At 64.1% G+C, this 22,728-nt stretch carries 20 protein-coding genes and 5 pseudogenes; 17 read left to right on the plus strand and 8 right to left on the minus strand.

What is annotated here, in order from left to right:
• Window positions 1-34: 34 nt before the first annotated feature.
• A complete protein-coding gene (locus M0M48_RS02430; RefSeq protein WP_257754264.1) occupies window positions 35-1,459 on the plus strand; it encodes an amidase in 1,425 nt (474 codons plus the stop codon).
• A 208-nt stretch (window positions 1,460-1,667) separates the two neighbouring features.
• On the opposite strand, the gene M0M48_RS02435 is transcribed toward M0M48_RS02430, so the two are convergent.
• A complete protein-coding gene (locus tag M0M48_RS02435) occupies window positions 1,668-2,906 on the minus strand; it encodes an IS256 family transposase (RefSeq protein WP_257750629.1) in 1,239 nt (412 codons plus the stop codon).
• A gap of 664 nt (window positions 2,907-3,570) precedes the next feature.
• Between M0M48_RS02435 and M0M48_RS02440 the strand changes: the two genes are divergently transcribed.
• Window positions 3,571-4,739 (plus strand): IS3 family transposase gene (locus M0M48_RS02440; protein ID WP_257752069.1). Its coding sequence is split into 2 segments (ribosomal slippage): window positions 3,571-3,823 and window positions 3,823-4,739, totalling 1,170 coding nucleotides; the frame shifts between segments, so codons are not numbered across the junction.
• 614 nt (window positions 4,740-5,353) lie between these two features.
• On the opposite strand, the gene istB is transcribed toward M0M48_RS02440, so the two are convergent.
• Window positions 5,354-6,133, minus strand: a complete 780-nt coding sequence (istB, locus tag M0M48_RS02445; RefSeq protein WP_257754265.1) for an IS21-like element helper ATPase IstB — start codon at window positions 6,131-6,133, stop codon at window positions 5,354-5,356.
• The gene (gene istA / locus M0M48_RS02450) at window positions 6,130-7,665 is read right to left on the minus strand and encodes an IS21 family transposase (protein ID WP_257754443.1); all 1,536 of its coding nucleotides are present in this window, start codon (window positions 7,663-7,665) and stop codon (window positions 6,130-6,132) included. The genes istB and istA overlap by 4 nt, the downstream gene beginning before the upstream one ends.
• Window positions 7,666-8,030: 365 nt before the next feature.
• Here istA and M0M48_RS31010 point away from each other — a divergent pair.
• From M0M48_RS31010 to M0M48_RS31015, 5 genes and pseudogenes are all read left to right on the plus strand, one after another.
• Window positions 8,031-8,354: pseudogene (locus M0M48_RS31010) on the plus strand (site-specific integrase); the annotation flags it as partial.
• A gap of 196 nt (window positions 8,355-8,550) precedes the next feature.
• On the plus strand, window positions 8,551-9,417 hold the full coding sequence (locus M0M48_RS02455; RefSeq protein ID WP_257754266.1) for a hypothetical protein: 867 nt from the start codon (window positions 8,551-8,553) through the stop codon (window positions 9,415-9,417).
• Window positions 9,345-10,034, plus strand: a pseudogene (locus tag M0M48_RS02460) (tyrosine-type recombinase/integrase); the annotation flags it as partial. The gene M0M48_RS02455 and the pseudogene M0M48_RS02460, both read left to right, overlap by 73 nt.
• A gap of 12 nt (window positions 10,035-10,046) precedes the next feature.
• Window positions 10,047-10,551 (plus strand): annotated as a pseudogene (locus M0M48_RS02465) (IS21 family transposase); the annotation flags it as partial.
• Between the two features lie 544 nt (window positions 10,552-11,095).
• Window positions 11,096-11,707 (plus strand): transposase, encoded by a 612-nt coding sequence (locus tag M0M48_RS31015; RefSeq protein WP_374587326.1) that lies wholly within the window; start codon window positions 11,096-11,098, stop codon window positions 11,705-11,707.
• A gap of 230 nt (window positions 11,708-11,937) precedes the next feature.
• Here M0M48_RS31015 and M0M48_RS02470 read toward each other — a convergent pair whose 3' ends face one another.
• The 4 genes from M0M48_RS02470 to M0M48_RS02485 all read right to left on the minus strand — a co-directional run bounded on the left by M0M48_RS02470 (window position 11,938) and on the right by M0M48_RS02485 (window position 14,567).
• Window positions 11,938-12,531 carry an AmiS/UreI family transporter gene (locus M0M48_RS02470; RefSeq protein WP_257754267.1) on the minus strand — a complete coding sequence of 198 codons (594 nt, stop codon included), beginning with the start codon at window positions 12,529-12,531 and terminating at the stop codon, window positions 11,938-11,940.
• Between the two features lie 220 nt (window positions 12,532-12,751).
• Window positions 12,752-13,012 carry a MoaD/ThiS family protein gene (locus M0M48_RS02475; RefSeq protein ID WP_257754268.1) on the minus strand — a complete coding sequence of 87 codons (261 nt, stop codon included), beginning with the start codon at window positions 13,010-13,012 and terminating at the stop codon, window positions 12,752-12,754.
• Window positions 13,009-14,067 (minus strand): GTP 3',8-cyclase MoaA, encoded by a 1,059-nt coding sequence (gene moaA / locus M0M48_RS02480; RefSeq protein WP_257754444.1) that lies wholly within the window; start codon window positions 14,065-14,067, stop codon window positions 13,009-13,011. The genes M0M48_RS02475 and moaA overlap by 4 nt, the downstream gene beginning before the upstream one ends.
• Window positions 14,067-14,567, minus strand: a complete 501-nt coding sequence (locus M0M48_RS02485; RefSeq protein WP_257754269.1) for a molybdenum cofactor biosynthesis protein MoaE — start codon at window positions 14,565-14,567, stop codon at window positions 14,067-14,069. Before M0M48_RS02485 ends, moaA begins: the two co-directional genes overlap by 1 nt.
• A gap of 166 nt (window positions 14,568-14,733) precedes the next feature.
• Between M0M48_RS02485 and M0M48_RS02490 the strand changes: the two genes are divergently transcribed.
• The gene (locus M0M48_RS02490) at window positions 14,734-15,438 is read left to right on the plus strand and encodes a FadR/GntR family transcriptional regulator (RefSeq protein WP_257754270.1); all 705 of its coding nucleotides are present in this window, start codon (window positions 14,734-14,736) and stop codon (window positions 15,436-15,438) included.
• A 56-nt stretch (window positions 15,439-15,494) separates the two neighbouring features.
• Here the strand turns inward: M0M48_RS02490 and moeA are convergent, their stop codons facing one another.
• Entirely contained in the window at window positions 15,495-16,757 is a 1,263-nt protein-coding gene (gene moeA / locus M0M48_RS02495) for a molybdopterin molybdotransferase MoeA (protein ID WP_308220362.1), read from the minus strand.
• A 273-nt stretch (window positions 16,758-17,030) separates the two neighbouring features.
• Here moeA and M0M48_RS02500 point away from each other — a divergent pair, with 273 nt between their 5' ends.
• The 9 genes and pseudogenes from M0M48_RS02500 (at window position 17,031) to M0M48_RS02530 (ending at window position 22,395) form a co-directional block, all read left to right on the plus strand.
• Window positions 17,031-17,900, plus strand: a complete 870-nt coding sequence (locus M0M48_RS02500; RefSeq protein WP_257754272.1) for a molybdopterin-dependent oxidoreductase — start codon at window positions 17,031-17,033, stop codon at window positions 17,898-17,900.
• Between the two features lie 100 nt (window positions 17,901-18,000).
• The gene (locus M0M48_RS02505; RefSeq protein ID WP_257754273.1) at window positions 18,001-18,429 is read left to right on the plus strand and encodes a Rieske (2Fe-2S) protein; all 429 of its coding nucleotides are present in this window, start codon (window positions 18,001-18,003) and stop codon (window positions 18,427-18,429) included.
• Between the two features lie 292 nt (window positions 18,430-18,721).
• Window positions 18,722-19,018: a non-heme iron oxygenase ferredoxin subunit gene (locus M0M48_RS02510; protein WP_257754274.1), complete on the plus strand. Its 297-nt coding sequence runs from the start codon at window positions 18,722-18,724 to the stop codon at window positions 19,016-19,018.
• A pseudogene (locus M0M48_RS31020) lies at window positions 19,018-19,248 on the plus strand (2Fe-2S iron-sulfur cluster-binding protein); the annotation flags it as partial. The gene M0M48_RS02510 and the pseudogene M0M48_RS31020, both read left to right, overlap by 1 nt.
• Before the next feature lie 12 nt (window positions 19,249-19,260).
• Window positions 19,261-20,007: an FAD-binding oxidoreductase gene (locus M0M48_RS02515; protein ID WP_257754275.1), complete on the plus strand. Its 747-nt coding sequence runs from the start codon at window positions 19,261-19,263 to the stop codon at window positions 20,005-20,007.
• Between the two features lie 93 nt (window positions 20,008-20,100).
• A pseudogene (locus M0M48_RS31025) lies at window positions 20,101-20,190 on the plus strand (hypothetical protein); the annotation flags it as partial.
• Between the two features lie 19 nt (window positions 20,191-20,209).
• Entirely contained in the window at window positions 20,210-21,109 is a 900-nt protein-coding gene (locus tag M0M48_RS02520; protein ID WP_257759344.1) for a zinc-binding dehydrogenase, read from the plus strand.
• Window positions 21,110-21,439: 330 nt separating this feature from the next.
• Window positions 21,440-21,919, plus strand: coding sequence for a cyclic pyranopterin monophosphate synthase MoaC (gene moaC / locus M0M48_RS02525; protein ID WP_257759295.1), 480 nt, complete (start codon window positions 21,440-21,442; stop codon window positions 21,917-21,919).
• Window positions 21,916-22,395, plus strand: a complete 480-nt coding sequence (locus tag M0M48_RS02530; RefSeq protein WP_257754277.1) for a MogA/MoaB family molybdenum cofactor biosynthesis protein — start codon at window positions 21,916-21,918, stop codon at window positions 22,393-22,395. Before moaC ends, M0M48_RS02530 begins: the two co-directional genes overlap by 4 nt.
• Window positions 22,396-22,728 lie beyond the last annotated feature (333 nt).

Genomic DNA, 22,728 nt, shown 5'->3' on the forward strand with positions numbered 1-22,728 from the left:
CCAACGGCGGGACGATCTCTGAAGGAGCGGCGGAATGAATGACACGTCACTGTGTGAACTCGATGCCGTGGAGATGGCGGCTATGCTTAAGCGCGGAGAATTGTCCTCCTCCGAGTTGTTAGACGCACATTTTAAGCGCATTGAGCAGACCAACCCTGCGGTCAACGCTTTGGTTACCCTCAACAAGGAGGAGGCATACGCGTCTGCTGCGGCCGCTGACCGGGCGTTGAAAACTGGGGTCCCGCTTGGGCCGCTGCATGGACTGCCGGTTGCGATCAAGGACAGTCACTCGACCGGCGGGTTGAGAACAACCAACGGGTCATGCCTCTACGCGGACTTTGTGCCTATTGCAGATGAACTCATCGTCGAACGCATCCGCCGAGCCGGCGCCTTGATCGTGGGAAAGACAAATGTTCCAGAGTTTTCGACCGGGTCGCACACCTTCAACGACGTATTCGGGCTCACGCGCAACCCATACGACTTGACGAAATCGGCTGGCGGATCTAGCGGCGGTGCCGCGGCGGCGCTCGCCTGCGGTATGGCGGCCTTGGCAGATGGATCCGACATGGGCGGATCGCTCCGAAACCCCGCGTCGTTCTGCAACGTGGTCGGACTCCGGCCTTCCGTCGGACGAGTTCCCAAGTGGCCATCGCTACTGCCGCATGCGACGTTGTCGGTGCAGGGACCGATGGCACGGACGGTCGCCGACGTCAATCTCTTGTTCGCGACCATCGCGGGACATGACCCTCGTTCACCGATCTCGGTCCTGCAAGACGCCGAATCGCTGGGCGCGGGCATCGGACGCGACGTGCGAGGCCTCCGCATCGCCTGGTCGCCGGACCTCGGCGGCGCAGTCCCGGTTGAGAACGAGGTGGTCGATGCACTGACCTCTCAACTCGCCATCTTCGAGTCCTTGGGCTGTTCCGTCGAGCAGGCGTCCATCGATTTCACCGGCGCGGACGCGGCCTTCCGCGTTCTTCGAGGCTGGCAACTGCATCACGAGCTCGGGGCACTCCTTCGCGAAAACCCCGGAGCAATGAAGGACTCGTTGATCGAGAACATCAGGTTCGGCGCGAGCCTGAGTGGAGCGGACGTCGGCCGAGCTGCTTTCATCCAGGGACAATTGTTCGAACGAACTCGAGAATTCTTCAGCGATTACGACGTCCTGCTTCTACCCGTTTCGCAGGTCGTCCCGTTCGATGCCAGCATAGAGTACCCCTCGACCGTTGCACAGACGGAGCAGAAAGACTATTTGGACTGGATGCAATCCGCCTATCTCGTCACGATGACTGGCAGCCCCGCATTGTCGGTACCAGCTGGTTTTACTGAGGCCGGTCTACCGGTCGGTATTCAAATTGTGGTGCCGCATCTCCGCGAAGATGTTGCGCTTCAAGTCGGTCATGCCTTCGAGGCTGTTACGGGAACTGGCCGCCGTCGCCCGAGTTTGTTGTCGTGCTGAATCCGTCGCCGAGCGGTACTTTGCTTCAAGTCTTGGGAAGTGAACTGTTGCATTCGGTTGGACATGCCCGGTCTGGTGGATCTCTGATTTGATCGCCGCAGTGGGTGGATCCAAGCCCCGGGATCAACGTTCGGCGGTCAAGAATCGGGAAGGGTCATCGCCGGACAGAGCCCCGCGGGGTGGTGGGCTTTGAGGTGACCCTCGGTGCCTACGCGTCGCCGTTGTCGATGGCGGCGACGGGGTGAGTATTGCTGGTCTCGTAGAGCTTGGCCATGGAGCCTTCTGAGAGGTAGCGGCGCTCGCCGGCGATCCATTCGTCGTGCATGTCGATCAGCACGGCTCCGACGAGTCGGATGACGGCGGCGGCGTTGGGGAAGATGCCTACGACCCGGGCCCGGCGCTTGATTTCCTTATTCACGCGCTCCAACGGGTTGGTCGACCAGACCTTGCGCCAGTGCTCGCGCGGGAACGCGGTGAAGGCCAGGACCTCGGCCTTGGCGGCGTCCATCAACGGACCGAGCTTGGGGAACCGGGCGGCGAGCTCCTCGCGGGTCTTGTCCCACGCCGCGTGGACGTCCTCGGGCGTGGGCTGGGCGAAGATCATCCGGAACGCGGTCGCCACGAGCTCGGCCTGCCCCTTGGGCACGTGAGCGAGCAGGTTGCGCGCGAAGTGGACCCGGCACCGCTGGTGCGCGACACCCTGGAACGCCCGGCCCAGCGCCTTGACCAGTCCGGAGTGCTGGTCTGAGATGACCAGCTGCACGCCGGCCAGGCCGCGCTGCTTGAGGCTGAGCAAGAAGGCGCGCCAGAAGACCTCGTCCTCGCTGTCGCCGACATCTAGGCCGAGGATCTCCCGCTCCCCGGTCGCGCTCACGCCGGTCGCGACGACCACCGCCATCGACACCACCTGACCGCCCTTGCCCGGGGCGTTACGGACGTGGAGGTAGGTCGCGTCGAGGTAGATGTAGGGGAACTCGACATGATCCAGACTGCGGGTGCGGAACGCGCCGACCTGCTCATCGAGGTTGGCGCAGATCCGGGAGACCTCGGACTTGGAGACACCGCTGCCGCCCATCGCCTCGACCAGGTCGTCGACCGAGCGGGTGGAGATGCCGTGGACGTAGGCTTCCATGACTACCGCGTACAGCGCCTGGTCGATACGGCGCCGCGGCTCGAGGATGATCGGGAAGAACGAGCCCTTGCGCAGCTTGGGGATGCGCAACTCGACATCGCCGGCCTTGGTGGTCAGCATCCGCGGACGGTGGCCGTTCCGCTCGGCTGTGCGGTCCTCGGTGCGCTCATAGGGCGCCGCGCCGATCTGCTGGGTGGCTTCGAGCTCGATCAGCTCTTGGAGCGCGAGCCGGACCGAATCACGGATGAGATCGACGCCATCACCGGCACGGAACGCCTCGAGGATCTCGGACAGGGCAGACTGGGGCAAGGCCATCGGTGGACCTCTTTCTTCAGTGGGTGCTTGGCCGTACACACCGAAGATCCCGCCGATGGCCGTCTACGTGCTGACGCCCCGCCGCTGCTCCCTCAAACCCCACCACTCCCGGGGACTCTTACCATCGCCGTCATCACGAACGCTTTTCAGGAACGCGTCGGCATAAGTCGCGGGGACTATGGTCGACGGTGGCTGACGGCGATCAGGCGGCATCAGCGTTTTCTCTCTTCCGTTTGAGATTGGCTGCCTTCGACGGTTAGCAGACCGATAGTGGAAGTCGACCAGTCCCGGGAACCCGCCATCTCGGGGCACGGGACATGTTGCCGTGGGCCTCGATCTGTTACCGCAGCGGTTCAATCGACCAAATTCAGGAGCGGCGGTTGCTCCCGCATCCCGCAGGAATCCGCATCCAGACGTGCCAACTAGGCGACCTCGCCGCTGGCGTGGTCAAGCGTGAACCCGGCTGCGGCTAGGGCGCCGAACCCCGGGTCACACAGGACCGCGACGTAGCCGATGCCCTTGAGGACTTCGATGGTGGAGTCGCGGAAACGTATCGTGAGCAGACCACGCCACTGTTCTATTGGCGAAAGACCCGGTGGCGTGCCTCAGACATTTCGGACAGTGGATCAAATAAGGTCCATTCCGAAATGGAGGTAACTAGTTAATGCCGGAAAAGCGTCGAAAGTTCACGCCTGAGTTCAAGGACGAGGCCGTGAAAATGGTGATCGAGTCGTCTCGTTCGATCGCCGAGGTCGCCCGCGAGATCCACGTCAATGAAGGCACGCTGGGAAACTGGTGCGCGAAGTACCGGGAGGCGAACCCCGAGGAAGAGTCGCCACTGTCGATATCGGAGCGTGCCCGACTTCGTGAGCTCGAGAGTGAAGTTCGCGAACTGCGGATGCGTAACGAGTTCTTGGGAAAAGCGGCGGCCTTCTTCGCCCAGGAGTATCGGTGAGCGCGAAATACGAGTTCATCGACGCGCAGAAGGCGCACTATCCGGTGGTCAAGATGTGCGCCTGGGCCGGGGTGTCCCGGTCTGGCTTCTACGACTGGGCCGACCGGCCCGCCTCGGCCACCGCACAGCGTCGCGAGCGACTCAAGGCCGTGATCGAGGCCGTCTTCGACGACTCCGACGCCACCTACGGCTACCGGCGGATCCACGCTTCCCTCGGCCGCATGGGCGAGGACGCCAGCCCGGAGCTGGTGCGGGGGCTGATGCGCGAGCTCGGACTGGTGCCGTGCCAGCCCCGGCCGTCCCGGCCGACCACCACCATCGCCGGCGACGCCGCCGCAGTGCCCGACCTCCTCGGACGCGACTTCACCGCCCACGCGCCGGGAACCAAACTCGTCTCCGATATCACCTACATCGGCACGGATGAGGGCTGGTTGTACCTGGCGACGGTGATCGACTGCGCCACCAAGGCCTGCATCGGCTACGCCATGGCCGACCACATGCGCACCTCTTTGGTAGTCGAGGCATTGGATATGGCCGCACGCAACTACACCCTGGAATCACAATGTGTGATCCACTCGGATCGCGGAACGCAATACATGAGCGACGAATTTGCCCGCGCAGCCTCACGACTCGATCTTCGCCGGTCGGTGGGTAGAACTGGGATCTGTTTCGATAACGCGTTAGCCGAATCGTTCAACGCAGCGGTGAAAGTCGAACGGGTCAATCGCGTGACCTATCCCACCCGCGACGAAGCGAGGAAAGACGTGGCCCGGTACATCGAATTCCGCTATAATCGCCTACGTCTTCATTCAGCACTCGGCTACCGCACCCCACAAGAGGTCCACGACGAGTACTGCAACCAGCAGCAGGCAGCGTAAAAACACAATTAATCACTGTCCGAAATTTGCGCGGCAGCCCACCGGGCGCTGAACTGCACGTGCAGGTGGCGGTGCGGATCCCTGGCACGGGAGGTGCAGTGCCGCACCGCGACGCATCGTGATGCACCACCGACACCTACTATCCACGGACAGTCCACGGGTCCGATCCCGGTAGTGGTGTGCTGGGGCGAGCCAGTCGATGATCGCCTCGGCGACTCGGTCCTGCGCGGCGTCATACGCGGCGGCGACGTCGGGGCGGAGAGCTGCGCCCAGGGACCACCTCGGGCCGTTGACGGTGATTTCGACGAACCGACCGCGTTCCGGCGCAGTCCCGCGCCTGGCTGGAGGCGCGGCCGGCCGCCCACCGCTCGTAGCCGTCCCCGTCGAGCACATCCAGATGCCTCACGCCTTCGGCGGTGCTGCGCCGTAGCGGCGGCGAGCCCACTTGTCGGCGGCCACGAGAAACTGCCCGGAGACGGCCACGAAACTGCCCGCTGGCGGACATGAGAACTGCCCACTGACGGTCATGGTATCTGCCCGACACGACGTTGTCAATGGCCAAGTCGCGGTCCCCACTGGTGGCCAACTGAAAGTCCCCACCCTTCGCTCGGGTTTCAACTGGTCTTGAGTCGGGTTCCTCCCTTCGCTCGAGCTTGTCGCATGCGGTAGGAGTCGCCGTCGGTGACGACGGTGTGGCAGTGGTGCAGGAGCCGGTCGAGCATGCTGACCGCGGTGGTGTGCTCGGGCAGGAATCGTCCCCAGGACTCGAAGGGCCAGTGGGATGCGATGCCGAGCGCCCTGCGTTCGTAGGCGGCCGCGACGAACCGGAACAGCAGTTGTGCTCCGGTGTCGTCCAGGGGTGCGAACCCGAGCTCATCGACCAGGAGCAGGTCGTTGCGCAGCAGGTTGTCGATGACCTTCCCGACGGAGTTGTCGGCCAGCCCTCGGTAGAGGGTCTCGACGAGCTCGGCGGCGGTGAAGTACCGCACCCGGTGCCCGTGCTGGACGGCGGCGATGCCCAACGCGATCAGCCTGTGGGACTTCCCGGTGCCGGCGGGTCCGATCATGCACACGTTCTCGGCCGCCCGGATCCACTCCAGGGATGCGAGGTAGTCGAAGGTGGCGGGCGGGATCGAGGATGCGGCGACGTCGAACTCTTCGAGCGTCTTGGTGACCGGGAAGGCTGCCTGCCTCATCCGGGTGCGGGCGTTCGATGCGTCGCGGGAGGTGATCTCGGCTTCGATGAGGGTGCGCAGGAACTCCTCGGGCTTCCATCTTTGGGTCTTGGCGGTGACCAGCAGTTCTGGTGCCAGGCGGCGCATCGCGGCCATCTTCAACCGCTTCAGCCCCTCGTTCAGGTCGGCCGGCAGCGGCGGTGGAGTGGTCGCGGTCATGCTCCCTCACCGCCCTCGGCATCGAGGTCGATGCGGTAGGCGTCCAGTGATCTGGTCGGCACGGTGGGCAGCGTCATCACCAGCGCCTGCCCCGCGGCTGTGGGGCGGGGTGCGTGGCCGTTGGTGGCCAGGATCGACCGGACGTCATCGGCACGCCAGCGGCCGAACGCGACAGCTCGCTCGAGTGCCCCGGCCAGTGCGTGGTGGCCGTGAGCAGCCCCCAGGGTGAGCAGGGCCCCGATCTCGGTGTTGAGCTTGGTGACACCCGCGGCGGCAGCACCGACCAGGAACTGCTCGGCGGCCGGGCCCAGGGCGAGGAACTCCCGCTCGGCCGCCGTGCGCGGGCGTGCGCCTCGACGTGGGGTGTCGGGACGTGGGCGGTCGTAATGGGCATCGACGATCGATGTCTCTCCCGGCGCCACCAGCTGGTGTTCGGCATGCAGTTCGCCGGTGATCGGCTCGATGACCCGCAGCACCCGGTCGCGTTCGTCGACCAGGACCGTGACCGTGGTGCCGATGAGCCGGTTCGGGACCGAGTAGCGAGCCGATCCGAACCGGATGCAGGACAGCTTGTCGACCTTCCTGGTGATCGGCTTCGGGCCGACCTCCAGCCGCAGCGACGGCAGATCGGCGAGCAACTCCCGTTCCGACTCCAGCCGCTCCGCGGGGATCTCACAGATCTCGCTGTGACGGCCGCTGTTGACCTCCTCGCACCACGCCACAGCACGGATGTTGAGCCCAGCCAGGCCCTCGGCCCACGGGTCGTCGTCGAGCTCGAACGGGACCAGCAGGTCGTCCTTGGCGTAGCCGACCAGGTTCTCCACGATGCCCTTGGACTCCGGATCGGCCCCATGGCAGAAGTCGGGCCGGAACCGGTAGTGGGTGGCGAACCGGACGTAGTCCGGCGCGGGGACGACGACGTTCGCGACCACCCCGCCCTTCAGGCAGCCCATCCGATCAGCGAGCACGACCTTGGGGACACCGCCGAGGACCTCGAAGCACTCCGCGAGCATCGCCAACGTCGTGGCCTGCTGCTCATCGGCAGCGAAGCGGACGAACCGGAACCGCGACCAGGCCAGCACCGCGCAGAACACGTGGACCTTCCGACCGGCGATGACCTCCTCGCCCCAGTCGATGGCCAGCACCTCACCCGGCGACCAGATCGCCGGACGACGGCCACCAGCACGGGCCTGACCCCGACGCCACTCACTCTTCGCCGCAGCGACCAAGCGTCGGAAGTTGCGGTCCGAGCCCTCATAGCCGGCCGTGCGTGCGGCCGGCAGCAGCCGCTTCGCGCTGATCTTGCCTGCGGTCTTCTTCACACTCGCCGCGACCAGTTCAGCGACCTCGTCGAAGTTCTTCGCCCGAGCCACCCGCTCCGGTGGAAACCCACCCTCGCTGATCAGCTCGTGGGCCTCGATGATCCGCTTCACCGTCTTGTGAGTGGTGCCGCAGATCTCCGCGGCCCCTCGATAGGTGCCTACGTCTCGGTAGGCGGCAATCACGTCCATTCGTTCCTTCGCGTTCTTCAATGGAAGCCCCTGCGTGGTGCTCGATGGTCTGGTTGGCACCGCCACCGTCACCACGCAGGGCCCTCAAGGTCGGTTACGACACGACGCGAAGGATGGGGACTTCTATCTGGCCACCAGCGGGGACCTCAACCTGGCCACCAGTGGGGACTTTTTCATGGCCACGGACACGACGTCGTCTGCCTCGCCGCGTTGCGCGGTTGAGGCCCCTTCCTCGGGTGCGATGAGCGGTGCTTGAAGTCGCTATCGCTCCCCGAGGAAGGGATGAGTTGGAGTCTGCCGAGGAGATCATGATTATGCGGGTGATCTGACCGCGTTGCTCCGAGGTGTTCGGGGCCGCCAGCACGAGAGTCCCGGTCATGAACTGGATGCCTTGCCTGATCCCGCCCAAGACCCCAGCCGATGCCCCGTCGTTGGGTCAGCCCGACGTCGACGACTACCTTCGCGTCGTTGCCGCCAGGGCTCGTCCCAACACGCTGTTGGCAACCGCGTATGACCTGAAGGTGTTCTTCACTGTGGTCGGGAAGGAGCCGGCAGAGGTCACCTCCCGTGACGTGCTGGCGTTCCTCGAGCAGCAGCGCGCCCCTCGCCGCGGACCTGGCGTGGTCAGGCTCGAGGACGGCGAAGCCGGGTTGTCCGCGCGGACGGTGAAGCGACGGCTGAGCTCGGTGTCTGGTCTGTTCACCTATCTGATTGCTCGCGGCGATGCCGGCATCAGCGACAGTCCGGTCCCGCGTGGCTTGGCCACCCGCCACTCGGCGCTGCGTGGTCGAGGGGTTCCGCTGATCCGGACGCCCCGGACGTTGCCTCGGGTGCTCGGTCCGGTCGACGTGGACGCGTTCACGGCGGCGCTCCGTACCGCACGTGACCGGGCGATGGGTGCAGGCCATGCTGCTGGGAGCTTTGCGTCGAAGCGAGGTCCTCGGACTGAGCCTGGACGACATCCGCGTCGGCGAGCGGCGGTTGTTCATCGCGTGGGCCGCTCCACCCGCGCGCGACACCAGGAGGCAATCAGTGACCATCACCGGACCAGCCACCAACGGCCGTGGCCATGTCGACCTGATCGATGAGTTCGCGGGCATCGGCGCGGCAATGAACAATGACTCCCGGCGCCGTGCCGCACGGGCATTCTTCGCCCGCTTCGGCGACACCGTCGGCTGGCAGCAGGCATCGCTGGCCGACCAACTGGCCGCCCAGTCGAGTTGCGGCCGGTTCGTGGCCTGGCTGATCCTCACCGGTCGGATGCGTCCCAGCGCGGACTACCTGCTCGCCTGCCGCGGACATCTCGCGTTCCTCGGCGACCACGTGCATCCGCAACTGTCGGCCGAGTACGCCCGCACCGCCGAGCAACTCGGCTTCTCGCACGTAATCGCACGCCGCCAATGGAGTGCCCTGCTGCAGATCGCCGCGCTCACCGCCACGTCGCCGACCCGACTCACAGCCGAGGCGATCGACACGGCGCTCGCCGAGTTCCGGCGCGCTGCTGACCGGTTGGGCCAACCCGGCATCCGCAACATGTCCGCGAACGTGTTCGGCCTGAACGCCGTGCTGTTCCACCTCGGGTGCTGGAGTCGATCCCGGCACGCGACAACGGCCGCAACGGACAACGCGCCGCCGGTTGGGCGCGGATCACCGACCGCACGCCTGAGTTGGCGGCCACGTTCACCACCTACCTGGACCAGATGTCGGTGCGGCTGCGACCGAACTCGATCGCCGCCATCGACTCCTCACTTCGCCCCTTCGCCGGCTACCTGATCGACCACCACGAGGTCCGTCGCGTCGCCGACGTACGCCGTGACCACCTCCAGGGCTACAAGGCCTGGCTGGCCGTCCGGCCAGGCAACCGCGGACCACGTCTCGCGAACCAGACCATCCGTGGCCGCCTCGGCGTGCTGGTCGCGTTCTTCAGCCGTCTCGACGAGCTCGACATCGTTGATCGTCCGGCCCGCTCGCCCATCGTGCGCAGCGACCTGCCGATCAAGGACGACCCGCTGCCCCGCTCCATCGACGACGCCGCATTCACCAAACTGCTCGCAGCTGCACGCGCCCACCCCGACCCGTTCATCCGCACCAGCGTGGAGCTCCTGGCCCGCACCGGCATGCGCCGAGGCGAGCTCCTCGGGCTGACCATCGACGGCATCGTCCAGATCGACTCCTCGTTCTGGCTGCGAGTCCCACTCGGCAAGCTGCACACCGACCGCTACGTACCGCTGCACCCACAACTCAAGGACCTCCTCGATCGTTGGATCGAACACCGTGGCGACGGTGTTCGATCCAAGTTGCTCTTCATCGAGAAGGACCGCCGGATCGCGCCATCTCGCCTCTCAGCCGGCTTGAGCGCCCTGGCATCCGATGCCGGCATCGGACACGTCCATCCCCACCAGCCGAGCGTGTTCGCCGCCCTGGACCAAACGTTCCGCCGGTTGGGTGGTGTGCCGACCTATGTGCTGACCGACAACGAGAAGACCGTCACGACCGAGCACATCGCCGGGATCCCGGTCCGCAATCCGCAGTTGGTCGGGTTCGCCGAGCACTACTCGGTGGTGGTCCATACCTGTGTGCCCGCGGACCCGGCGTCCAAGGGAGGGAACGAGGCTTCGGTGAAGATCAGCAAGGCCGACCTGGTGCCCAAGGACACCAACCAACGGCAGGTCGGGTCGGAGGGCGGCGATGCGCGAGGAGTACGCCACGTTCGCCGAGCTCGAGGAGGCATGTGTGGAGTTCTGTCAGAAGGTCAACACCCGCGCCCATCGGGTCACCAAGCGGCCGCCGGTCGAGATGCTCGCCGAGGAACGGACCCGGTTGCACCCGGTGGCGATGACGCCGCACACGGTCGCGTTCGGTACCACCCGGGTGGTGCCGGCCAACACGCCGATGGTGATGTTCGAGGCCGGGTCGATGAGGTGACGGCGTCGGTCGTCGCGGGCCAGTAGGGCGACCCGAAGGCCGGGCGGACCGCGTTCAAGCGCGACGCCGAGCGGTGGCGCACGCCGCAGGTGTCACCGGCCATCGCCAGCCGCCCATGGCGAAAGGATGGATGCTGCGCAGGCCATGACTATCCGACTTTGGGGGGAGCACCATCGCCACCGCGCCTGCTTGAAGTCCTCGTCTCGATCGCCAATTCACGTCCTCAAAGGCGATGTGGCCGCGGGAGGGGAAGCCCACATCTGCCGGGTGGAGGCAGGGAAGCCGATCGAGCAGGTGGCCGGAGATTTGGGTGCCAACGAAGTCACACTGGGCAACTGGTGCTCCAAGGCGCCGCGATCGGGATCGCGGTGCGCCGTTGAGTGAGTCCGAGCGGGCTGAGTCTGGCTCGGTTGCTGACGGAGAACACCGAGCTGTGGATACGGAGCTGTGGATGCGGAGCGGGCTCCGCAGCCACTGCAAGGCCGAGATGCACGCGGTGCTGGCCAAGTGCCGGGTCCGGGTGTCGATGAGCGACCTGTTCGGCATCGAGGGCACCGTCTTGTTGGACCGGTCCCGACTGCCGGCGCCGTACGCGGCCCGGGTCGCCTCGCTGCGCCGACTGCTGGAGGACCTGGAGATCGAGGTCGACTTGTTCACCAACCTCCTCTGGGGCCGGTTGCGCACCGAGCCGGGCTACACCGCTGCAGCGATCCCCGGAATCGGTCTGGTGTTGGGTGCGGTGTTCCTCGTTGAGGTCGGTGATGTGTCCCGGTTCGCGACCGCGCCGCAGCTGGCCTGCTGGGCCGGGGCTGACACCCGAAGCACCACGCGTCCGACACCGACGTGCGCCGTGGCCCGATCACCAAGCAGGGCGGCTCCCGGCTGGGGCGGTGGGCCGCGGTGGAGTCGATCCAGACCGTCGGGCCACGGACGGACTCGGGTCGGAGCGCTGCGGGACCGGGCCCCGAGCGCCGCAGGAGGAACATCGGCAAGGTCGCCGCCGCCCGGCGACAGGTTGAGTACGTCCCTACGCGCTGCGCGACGGCCACGTCCGGGCCCTTGCAGCACCCATCCCGGGAGTCGGCATGAAGTCGTGTCCCACAACTTATGGTCGGTCGCGAGGTCGTGCAGGTCATGACCCCAACCACGGCGAGGTCGCGCTATCTGATTGACCCCGACCGACCGACCTGGCGCGCCCCATCAACGCCCGGGCAGAGACAGCTGAAAGCGGGCGTCCGGGCTACTTACAGCTACTAGCGAAGAACCTCAGAACGAAGGTTTCTTGTTGCTCACCAATCGCGACGAAGTTCCCGATGCAAGGCGGCTGCTCGTTTCCAGGACCCGGCAGTCGCCTTGCATCGAAGTGTTTCACACCGGAGACATGATGCCTTGCAGCAGCAGGTAGGCGGGCAGCCAGCAGGTGCAGAGACCGACGACGACGGTCAGCACACCTGTGAGCCGGCCGATCTGCTTTCCGAGGCTTAGCAGCGCGAAGAACAGCAACCACAGCACCGCCCACACGATCCAGTTCGTAGAAAGCCAAGTTGACCAGGAACTTGCGTGCCCAGCGTCCGTGGTGAAGCCGCGAACGCCGTTTGCGGCCGCAGTGATCGCAACGAACAGGCAGAACCACCCCAGAGTCTTGCCATCTGCGTTCAGGAATGGGTTCGCCCCCACCCACAAGTACGTGAATGCGAACAATAGAGCGAATGCGCCAAAGGCGATGTTGCCTGATCCGGCTGGCTCGTCGGTCGACTGGATCAGCACGGTGACCGCAAGGATAAACCCGAGTGAGCCAACGAACAGGTTGAACAGACCCACTTCGCGTCCGCCCAGGATTATTGGGGATGTTGCGCCGTCTTCCTCAGTCTGGCCGTTGGCCGCCGCAGCCGCGCCGCCGTAGATCCATATGCCGTTGATGGCTAGGACAGCGCCGACGAACAGCAGAATCGGTGCGATCATGAGATTGCTCCTGTCGATGTTTGACGTGGTGTGTCCGCGTCAGCGACAACGAAGGCCGTGTCGCTGAGCGTCTGTTTGCCGAGGCGAAGGCCTCGGCAGGTCTTGATGGCCTGGCCTCGGTGGGCGGGACAACTCACTGTTCAGTCCGTCACAGAATCAATCTTTGTCACTGATCCGCAGGTGGTGCGGTTCGGCACCGAGGTGTCCGAGGCCGTCGCACCTATCCCCCGGCGAAAGGTGGTAGTACGTCGAACGTTGCGCCGTCGGGGACCTCGATCGCCGGGCCGCGAACGACCAATTCGTTCAACAGGTAGGAGCTGCGCATGAGGACGTCGACCATCGCGGGTCCGTGTTTCGCGGCGACAAGGTCGACGACGTCCCCAGACGTCAGGGGTCCGGCGTACTGCACCTGCTCCTCCGAGACACCAGAAGCCGCCTTTGCGGCCGCGTAGTAGCGAACGTTCACACTCGTCATGCTCATCCACCAATCGCGCTCATCGGGCGGTCCGGTTGCTGGAACCCGTTGTCGTTGATGCCGTGGCCCCAAGCCTTGCCCCACATCGCGTCACGCCAACGCTTCGCGATTTCCTCGTCCGAAGCGCCGCCCCTCAGTGGTCCGCGCAAATCGGTCTCGCTTGTGGCGAACAGGCACGTGCGAACTTGTCCATCTGCGGTGAGTCGGGTGCGGTCGCAGGAGCCGCAGAATGGTGCGCCGACTGAGGCGATGATTCCCACGGTGGTCGTAGTGCCGTTCACGTACCACAGTTCCGCTGGTGCCGAGCCGCGCAGAGCGGAGTGGGCTTCAGCCAGCTCGAACTCGACCCGCAAGTTAGCCAAGATCTCGTCGCGGCCAACCATCGCATCGCGATCCCAACTATGCTGGGCGTCGAGAGGCATCTGCTCGATGAACCGAAGCTCGTACCCCTCGGCGATAGCGAACCGAAGGAGACCGGGACCTTCGTCGTCGTTGATGCCCCGCATCAAAACCGAGTTCAGTTTGATGGGCGTCAGTCCCGCGGCCTTTGCGGCGTCGAGCCCGCTGAGCACATCATCGAGCCGGTCGCGGCGGGTGATCTCGGTGAACGTGTCGCGCCGCACGCTGTCCAACGACACGTTGAGTCGGTTCAGGCCAGCTGATGCCAGTTCCTTGGCGCGATGAACAAGGCCGATCCCGTTCGTTGTCAGCGAGATGTCCGGCCGCGGGCTCAGCCGTGCCGTCGACGCGACGATGCCCTCCAGTCCACGACGTAACAGCGGTTCCCCACCGGTGAACCGCACCTCTCGCACCCCTAGCTGTCCGACCGCGATCGTGATCAGCCGGACGAGCTCCTGGTCAGTCAGAAGTGCTTCAGTCGGGGCCCAGGTCAGACCATCAGCCGGCATGCAGTATGTGCATCGCAAGTTGCACCGGTCGGTAAGCGACACCCGGAGGTCCTGGGCGACGCGGCCGTAGCGGTCGATGAGACGAGTGTTGGCCGGCCGGTCCACAGCCTCAGCGGTTGAGCGCACTTGGGGAAGCGCCAGAAAAACCGGCATTACAGACACGCCACCCACTCGTGGCTACCGTCCGTGAAGATCTGGTACTTCCAGATTGGCAGCTCGGCCTTGACGGTTTCGGTTGCCAGGTGACACAGGTCGAATGCGTCCTTCCGGTGCGGTGAGCTTGCAGCGACGAACAGCGCAACATCGCCGACGGCCAGTCGGCCCACGCGATGGCGGATGGCCAGCCGCGCCTCCGGGGCGACGTCCTCCATCACCTCTGCTGCGAGCCGCTCAAGCACAGCCTGCGCCGTCGGGTGCGCGCTGTATTCGACGACGGACACTGGCTGGCCGTCGTCGTAGAGACGAATCTGGCCCTCGAACGACGCGATCGCGCCTGCGCGTTCGTCGTCGATGAGAGCGCGGACAGCTACCGCGTCGATCGGGTGTTTCTGGACACGCACAGAGACTCTGCAGAGCGTTGTCGATGCCGTGATCGGATCTGCCGATACTGTGATCGGGTCTACGGCCTCGAACTCGATATCGTTCGTGGGCAAGAGACACCTCCTGGTCGCCGGGGCCGAGCGTCTGCGAGAGTTGCGCAGCCTGACTCCGGGGAGGTCGGCCCATTGGACTAGCCACTGAGACACTCGGCGTCTAGTAGAATGAGTCACATGGTGATCCGTGTCAAGGTTTTGGTTCGGGTAAGTTGAGAGGTCTCCAATGACGGTGAAGCCCAGGGGGCTCCAGCCCCAGCCGAGGTCACGGCTTTACGAGCAACTCGTCGAGCAACTTCTGGACTACATGACGAGCGCCGGCCTCGCAGCAGGTGACCGGCTGCCGGCGGAACGCGAACTGGCAAGCAAGCTCCAGGTCAGTCGTGCCTCGGTCAGCCAGGCTCTTGTTTCTCTCGAGGTGCAGGGCATCATCGACGTCCGGCACGGCGATGGCGCTGTCATTCTCGAAGTCCCGCAGAGTCGCCAGGTGCTCAGCGCGCTCGGTGCGCGCAGGCGGCGTTTGCGCGACGTCATTGAGGCGCGGGAGGCGATGGAGGTCAAGCTCGCTTCGCTTGCCGCCATGCGCCGCGATGCCAAGGACCTCGAGGCCATAGAAGCCGCTATTGCCTTTATGAAACAAGAGATCGCTGAGGGGGACCGTGGCATGGGAGGCGACGAAGCGTTTCACGCCGCGGTCACCGCGGCCGCTCACTCATGTCTGTTGGGCGACCTGATGGCGGAAATCTCCGAGCTCGTCCGAGAGACTCGCTTCGAGTCGCTCAGCCAGCCCGGCCGCCCTCAGGAATCGCTGCGCGGCCATGTTGCGGTCGCAAAGGCCATCCGGGCTCAGGACTCTGAAGCTGCCGCCCGCGCAATGGCTCATCATGTCTCTTCAGTATCTGACGTGGGTCTGCTGCGGGATCCTGATTGATTGCACCGGCCGCTAACTCGGCGCGCGCCAGGGCATGCGGCCTCTGCGCGTGGGGCTCAGTCGAGTAGCCAAGCAGAGACGGTCGCCCCAGCCTCCATCCGAGTTGCGTCCTCGGGAACATCAATGAGGCAGTCTGCGCCCGCCAGTGACCCGAGAAAGTGCGAACCCGCCGGTCCGGCAAGGCTGACGGTACCCGACGGAAGGTCCAGGGAGCCCCGGCGGAACTGCCTCTTTTCGGGAGGAGCATCGAGCGGCTCGGCAAGCCGCACAGTGACGCGGTCCCGAAGCGCCTTGCGATAGCCCATCGCGGTTCGCACGGCAGGCCGAACAAACACCTCGAACGAGACGAGTGAACTCACCGGATTCCCGGGGAGGGCGACGACTGGAATTCCCTCATAGGACCCCGCACCTTGAGGCATCCCAGGTTGCATCGCGACCTTCGCAAACTCTACCCCGTGGCCGCTCAATGCATCTTTGACGACCTCGTAGGCGCCGGCACTGACGCCGCCCGAGGTCAGGACCAAGTCGTAGTCGCCGAGCTGGGCGAAGGTCGCATTGAACTGGGCGACATCGTCGGAAACGAAATGGACCGTGTCGGCGTGCGCCCCCGCTCCGCGCAGGGCCGTCGCGAGCATGATGGAGTTCGAGTCATAGATCTGGCCGGACCTCAGTGGCTGACCCGGTCTGACCAGTTCGGTGCCTGTTGACAAGACCGCAACTCGGAGGGGAGGCACAACGCCGACTGTCGTCATCCCGACTGCCGCGAGCAGGCCGATTTGCGGAGCGCCGAGCACAGTGCCAGCACGCAGAATGACATCACCTTTCCGCACGTCGACGCCGGCGCACCTCACAAAATTCCCGGCGGTGGCTCCGTCGTGGATGCGAACGACGGCAGTACCGCCGTCAGTCGACTCCATCGGGATGACCGCGTCTGCCCCTGCAGGCATTGGGGCGCCAGTCATCACTCGGTGCGCGGTACCGGGCGTGAGCACAAGCCCCTCGCCCCGCCCAGCTGGAATGTCTTCTACCACGGGCAATTGGGTAGGCACTCGGACGACGTCAACTGCGCGCACCGCGTAGCCATCCATGGCCGAGTTATCGAACAGAGGCAGGGGGATCGGCGCCGTCACGTCGTCGGCTAGGACGCGGCCGAATGCAGACGCCAGTCCCGCGACAACTGGTGCGCGGCGCCTGATCAGGTCGGCGACGATCCTCTGATGCTGGGACACAGAGCGAAGCTCGGGTTGTTGCCGCATGTCGCGATCTCCTTGCTGACCGGGTTGAGGTGGCGGACGCGGGTACACGTACTCAGCGCACATGCCGTGGGGCGCCACGACGGCGCTGCAGCTGGCCGCCTAGAGCGGGGGGTCAAGCGGTCCGCCGAACGAACTTGAATCTTGGGGTTGACAGCGCATGATGCCCTAGATCATGCTCTTGTTCAGACCTAGTGGCTAGTACACGGGTCCATCGAGGCGAATGGCACCGTATCACCTGGTTGGCGGCCTTCAATACAGGGTCTCTGACCGAATCAAGGCCGACTTTGACGCTCTCGCCTTTTGTACTCTGCACATCGCTCTCCAAGGAGGAAGAAGATGGCTGACAGTTCCGTTTGGACCCTTCCGCGGCCGACACGCGAGGCCGTGGCCGCGGGTGAGGCCAAGAAGGCCGGGTACATCGGCAACGAGGAAGCCGGTCCGATCAAGCAGCCGCCGGGGTCGTTCGCATTTCCTAAGCGACGCTGGCCGTCGATGATGTGGATTGCGCCGGCGGTGATCGACATGCGGGCGTGGAGGTTCGAGACCTACGGCATGGTGGATACGCCATTGAGCCTGACGCGAGAAGAGCTGACGGAGCTTCCTGCGCGCAAGACCGTCGAAGACGACCATTGCACCGCCAACTTTGGGACCCAGGCGCACAACTTCAAGGGTGTCGACTTCAGGACCATCCTCGAGCTGACGAAGCCTGACAAGGACGTTGATTGGGTCATTTTCGAATGCGAGGGGGGGCTGACAATGTCGATGAGCCTCGCAAAGGACATGATGCTCGTGTACGAGCGCAATGGCCAGGTGCTTGAGCCGAATCACGGCTATCCACTTCGGTTGTACTCGCCAGGGGAGTGGGGATTCCGAAACGTCAAGTGGCTCCGCAGAGTGAAGTTCTGCGAAGAGCGTGAGCTCGACTACTGGGCCTCCTATTTCTACCTGCGGGGGATGGACCCAGAAGTCCTCGACGCCGGTTATGACGGTTTCATCAACGACGACGTGGACCCAGAGGCCATGGCGGATTTCGACACATTCGTCGGGAACAAGGTCCGCTATGACCAGCGCCGCGAGATGCACCTCAAGGGCCCCCGTGGCTACGGATTCAGCGAGCGACGCGCACCTCTGTACGTCGGCGACAGTAACTGGAGTCCCGAGAACTGGGGCTATGTCTACGGTCCTGGTTACCACTACGGGACGTGAGCCCGGTCAAATTTCGCTGTCGGAACACTGGTGCAAGCAAAAACACTGTGAGGTGAGGTAAGCGATGGGAAGAACGAGGGAAGAGCGCGACGTCTGGTGGATGCCGAAGGCGAAAGACTTCTACTTCGCCTGCAAGACCCAAGACGTTCCTGAGCGCGGCCTGCTTCGGGTCTATGTGTACGACCAAGAGGTGCTGATCGTCCGCGCAGAGGACGGATACCATGCTATGGAGCCGTGGTGCCCACACATCTTTGCACCCCTTGAGCACGGACAGTTGGATGCCAAGCGAGGCGTCCTCACGTGCCAGGAGCACAAGCTCGACATCAGCATCAAGAGCGGTGAGGTGCTCTGTGGGCCGTATGGATCCCCGTCTGTCTTCGCCGAGCATTGGGTCTATCCGATCAAGCTCGAAGGCGACAAGATCTACGTTCGACTGAAGAAGCCGGAAGAGATCGAGGAGTACTACACCCAACTCGAGACCCCGCTTGAGGTCCCCAGCCAGCAAGATGGTCAGCTCGTCGAGAACTGACGACGTCCGGAGGCCCCAGGCCGCACGGTCCTGGGGCCTCAATAAATTCTAGTTCGACCAGATTCCGGAAGCAGACTCAATCGTCGCACACGACCCAATCTCGCTAAACACTCGGTGACAATTCTCCGTTCCGCGATCGCCATACGGAGGACGATTAGCGCGGCGATCCGAGACTCCGTGACGCTGCCGCCAATCGAATCACCGCGCAAGATCTGCAAATGTCTCGGCGGTTGGCGGCACCCAATTGCAGTCCCTCGAAAGGCAGTTTACGGTGGTTACCTTCCTATGTTCCGTGCGCGATGTTGAGCCGGACTCGGTGAAACAGGTGGAGGCTGGCGGTAGAAAGTTTGCCGTAGTCCGCGTCGGAGAAACCGCCTGGTATGTATTGGACGATCTTTGTTCGCACGCGGAAGCTTCTCTCTCTGAAGGAGAGGTCTTCGCGGACGAGACCTGTATCGAATGTCCCCGCCACGCGGCCGCATTCTCGCTCGAGACTGGCGAACCGCTTGACCTTCCGGCGACTGAGCCGGTCCAGACCTACAAAGTCAAGGTTGAGGGTTCGAGCGTATTCGCGGACCTGGAGATCTGATGTCTCACCAGGTCACCGTCGAGCCCGCGGGCCATGAGTTCGAGGTTGCCGACGGGGAATCCATCCTTAGCGCTGGACGGCGGGCTGGAATCTGGCTGCCGTACGAATGCGGCTGGGGCAGTTGTGGCACCTGCAAGATTGCAGTCCTCGAGGGCGAGACGGCTTCCCTTTACCCGGAGGCGCCAGCCCGGTCTCCCCGTGACGCCAAGCGTGGGAGAGTGCTCGCCTGTCAGACGACGGCGATGTCCGACCTCACTGTTGAAGAGCCTCGGGCTGCGCTGGCGCCCAGCCTGGAGCGGGCGACGGTAGACCATGAGGGCGAAGTCATCGACGTCGTCGAATTGGCACCGGAACTGAAGATGACAATCATTCGCCTTCACATGCAGGCCGAGTTTCGGCCTGGTCAGTATGCCGTGCTCAATCTCGCTGACGGCCTGCGCCGCTGCTACTCGATGGCCGGGTTGCCTGGGAGCGACACCGTCTCGTTCGTGACTCGCCGATACCCTGGCGGCGCGGGGAGTCAGCGTCTGCACTCGCTGACAACTGGGTCCAGGATCACCCTTGAATTACCTTACGGCGACATGTGGCTGCGTCCGACGTCAGACCCGGTAGTGCTCATCGCGGGTGGAACTGGAATTTCGCCAGTTCTTTCCCTTGCCAACGAGCTCGCAGGTACGCCGGAGGACCGGCCCGTTCGAGCCTTCTATGGCGCCGCGCGCCCGGGTGATCTCGTCTGCAGCGAAGAACTTGGTGCCCTTCTCGAGAAGTTGCCGGATTCCGCGCTCCACCTCGGCGCGGCGACAGCGGACCCGCAATGGGCGGGTGCCGTTGGATTCGTGACAGACCTTCTCAGGGACAATCTGGACCTCCCGTGGGAGGTTGCACGCTACTACTTGGCGGGTCCGCCGGCGATGGCTGACGCTGTTCTGGCGCTCCTGAAGGCACGCGGAGTGCCCAATGATCGCATCCATTACGACCGTTTCGGTTAAGCAGGGGCGGCAGTTGTTTTCCCGACACCATCTGCTGGTGAAAAGCCGCAGGCGCCGGTGCAATGGCACCTTCACAACTCGCAAGGAGTCACGATGACCACAGATGAAATTCTGAAGCTTGACCCGGCGACGGGATGGGCTGGGTCGCTCCGCGAAGGCGCGAAACTTCGGATTACAGATATAGAGGGGCAGCAGGTCAGCGATCTCGTCGTATTCTCAGCGGCCCGGCGATCACATCGTGGCGTCGTTCATCCCGTCATGCGGCACCTGTCGCTACTGCGCAACCGGACGTCAGTCGATCTGCGACTGGGGCGCGAACGCGCTCGATGGCTGCCTGCCGACCGGTCGATACCCGCTAACGGGGCCAGCGGGAGAGTATGGCGCGATGGACATGCTGGGGACGTTCAGCGAGTACGGAGTGCTGCACGAATACAGCTGCATCAAGATCGAGGACTACTACCCGCTCGATAAGGCAGTACTGGTTAGCTGTGGGGTGCCAACTGGGTGGGGTTCTGCAGTAAACACCGCCGATGTCCGTCCGGGTCAGACGGTTGTCATCATCGGTATCGGTGGGATTGGCATCAATGCTGTCCAAGGGGCGGTTATGGCTGGCGCCAAGCATGTCATAGCTGTCGATCTGCTCGAGAGCAAGCGGGACTTCGCGATCAAGTTTGGCGCCACACATGCATTCGCGAGCGTTGCCGAAGCCATGGACACGATCGCACAGGTCACTTGGGGGCAGATGGCCGACGCTGCGATCATCACACCCGGCATCATGACTAAAGAGGTAGTGACGGACGGGTTCGACTCCGTAGGAAAGGGCGGAAAGGTTGTCATGACCGCATTGACGCGGTTCGACACAACCACGATCGAGCTTCCTGGCACCATGCTCACGGTCTATCGCAAGGAGATTCGCGGAAGCCTCTTCGGCGACTGCAATCCGACCACTGACATTCCACGGCTCCTCAACCTTTACGACAGTGGAGACCTGAAGATCGACGAGCTGGTGACTCAGACGTATTCGCTTGAGCAGGTTAACCAGGGCTACGCGGATCTCATCGACGGCAAGAACATGCGAGGGATCATCGCGTTCGATCGATGAGCAAAATGACTCGGGCGAGTGGTCCCGGCGGACTATCCGCCACTGACACACGATGCGATGGACGCAGGTCATTGTTTCTGCGCTGAGGGCGGCGATCTGAGTCCGAACGTTTCGGGGCAAGTGCTGGGGCCAGAATCAGTCCGGACTAACAGCAATGTGGACAAGAGGCGGCTCGGACCTTTCGCAGTACCGCATCGAGGAACTCAAAGACCGAGCACGTCATGAGCAGTGCCCTATGACGGAGCTCCTTCTCGACGCCCAGGTCCCCGGGCCCAGACTGTACGGGATTCTTGGGTCCCGAAGCTGACTGAAGTTCCTAGCAGGAGGAGGTTGGCCTTGGCGAAAGTCGGTCTGACGCATATTGATGCAATGGGCGCTGCTCGAATGGTCGACGTGTCCAGTAAAGGTGTCGGCGCCCGCGTGGCTGCGGCTAGTGGCCGCGTTCGGGTGTCGCCTGCGGTAGTGGCGCTGCTCCGTGGCGGCGGTGGTCCCAAAGGGGACGCTCTTGCTGTCGCCAGGATCGCCGGGATCGTTGCTGCCAAGAGGACCTCTGACCTCATACCCTTGTGTCATCCACTTGCTGTTTCGGGTGTGGAGGTCAAACTCCTCGTCGAAGACGACGGCGTGGTTATCCAGGCGACTGTTCGTACCGTCGACCGCACTGGCGTCGAGATGGAAGCGCTCACCGCCGTTTCTGTCGCCGCCCTCGCATTGGTCGATATGATCAAGGCGGTTGATCGGTGCTCTATGATTACCGATGTCCACGTCGACTCTAAGTCTGGGGGCACGAGTGGGGATTGGTCGCGATGAAAGCAACAGTGATTGTTGCCTCGGACCGTGCAGCCGCCGGTACGTACCTTGATGAGACTGGCCCGATCATCGTCGCAGCCCTTCGCTCAAGTGGATTCGACGTGGATTCTCCGGTCGTCGTCCCTGACGGACCGTCGGTGGCTGAAGCAATCAGGTGCGCGATCTCGGACGGCGCACGAATCGTCCTCACGACCGGAGGGACTGGGCTGAGCCCGTCTGACCGGACCCCCGAAGTCACCGGTCCTCTCCTCGACGTCGTGATCCCCGGCATTGCAGAGGCGATCCGTGCCCGGGGTACGGCGAACGGGGTTCCGTCGTCTGTGCTTTCGCGGGGCCTCGCGGGAGTCGCATCCGGCGCAGTAGTTATTAATCTCCCCGGCTCCGAGAGCGGCGCGAAGGACGGGCTCGAGGTCGTACTGCCAGTGCTCCACCACCTGCTGCACCAGCTTGTCGGCGGCGACCATGAACGCGCTTGACTGCGCGATTTTGCCCCGCCGGCACGCGTGAAAATGCTAGGCGGACTTCCGAAGGCTCTCTTCGATCTCCTGCGGATCTGTGGCCTGGCTTCGTCCCGGGGGTGCGGGGTCGGTTTCGTGCCCGGCTAGGCGTGGCCAGATGATGAGGGCGTCGCCCTGTAACCGGAAGACGATGAGGATGATGAGTCGGATCTTACTGTTGACCGACTCGATGTGTCCGTTGGCCAAGCCGCGCTGGATAGCGGCGAAAATGCGTGGGCGGTAGCCGCGGACATTGCGCGCTAGGCGAACGAAGGCGCTGTTCCGCATCGGCCGGCCGAGGCAGTTTGGGCT

Origin of the sequence: Pimelobacter simplex, from assembly GCF_024662235.1 — a bacterium.
Taxonomy (GTDB): Bacteria; Actinomycetota; Actinomycetes; order Propionibacteriales; family Nocardioidaceae; genus Nocardioides.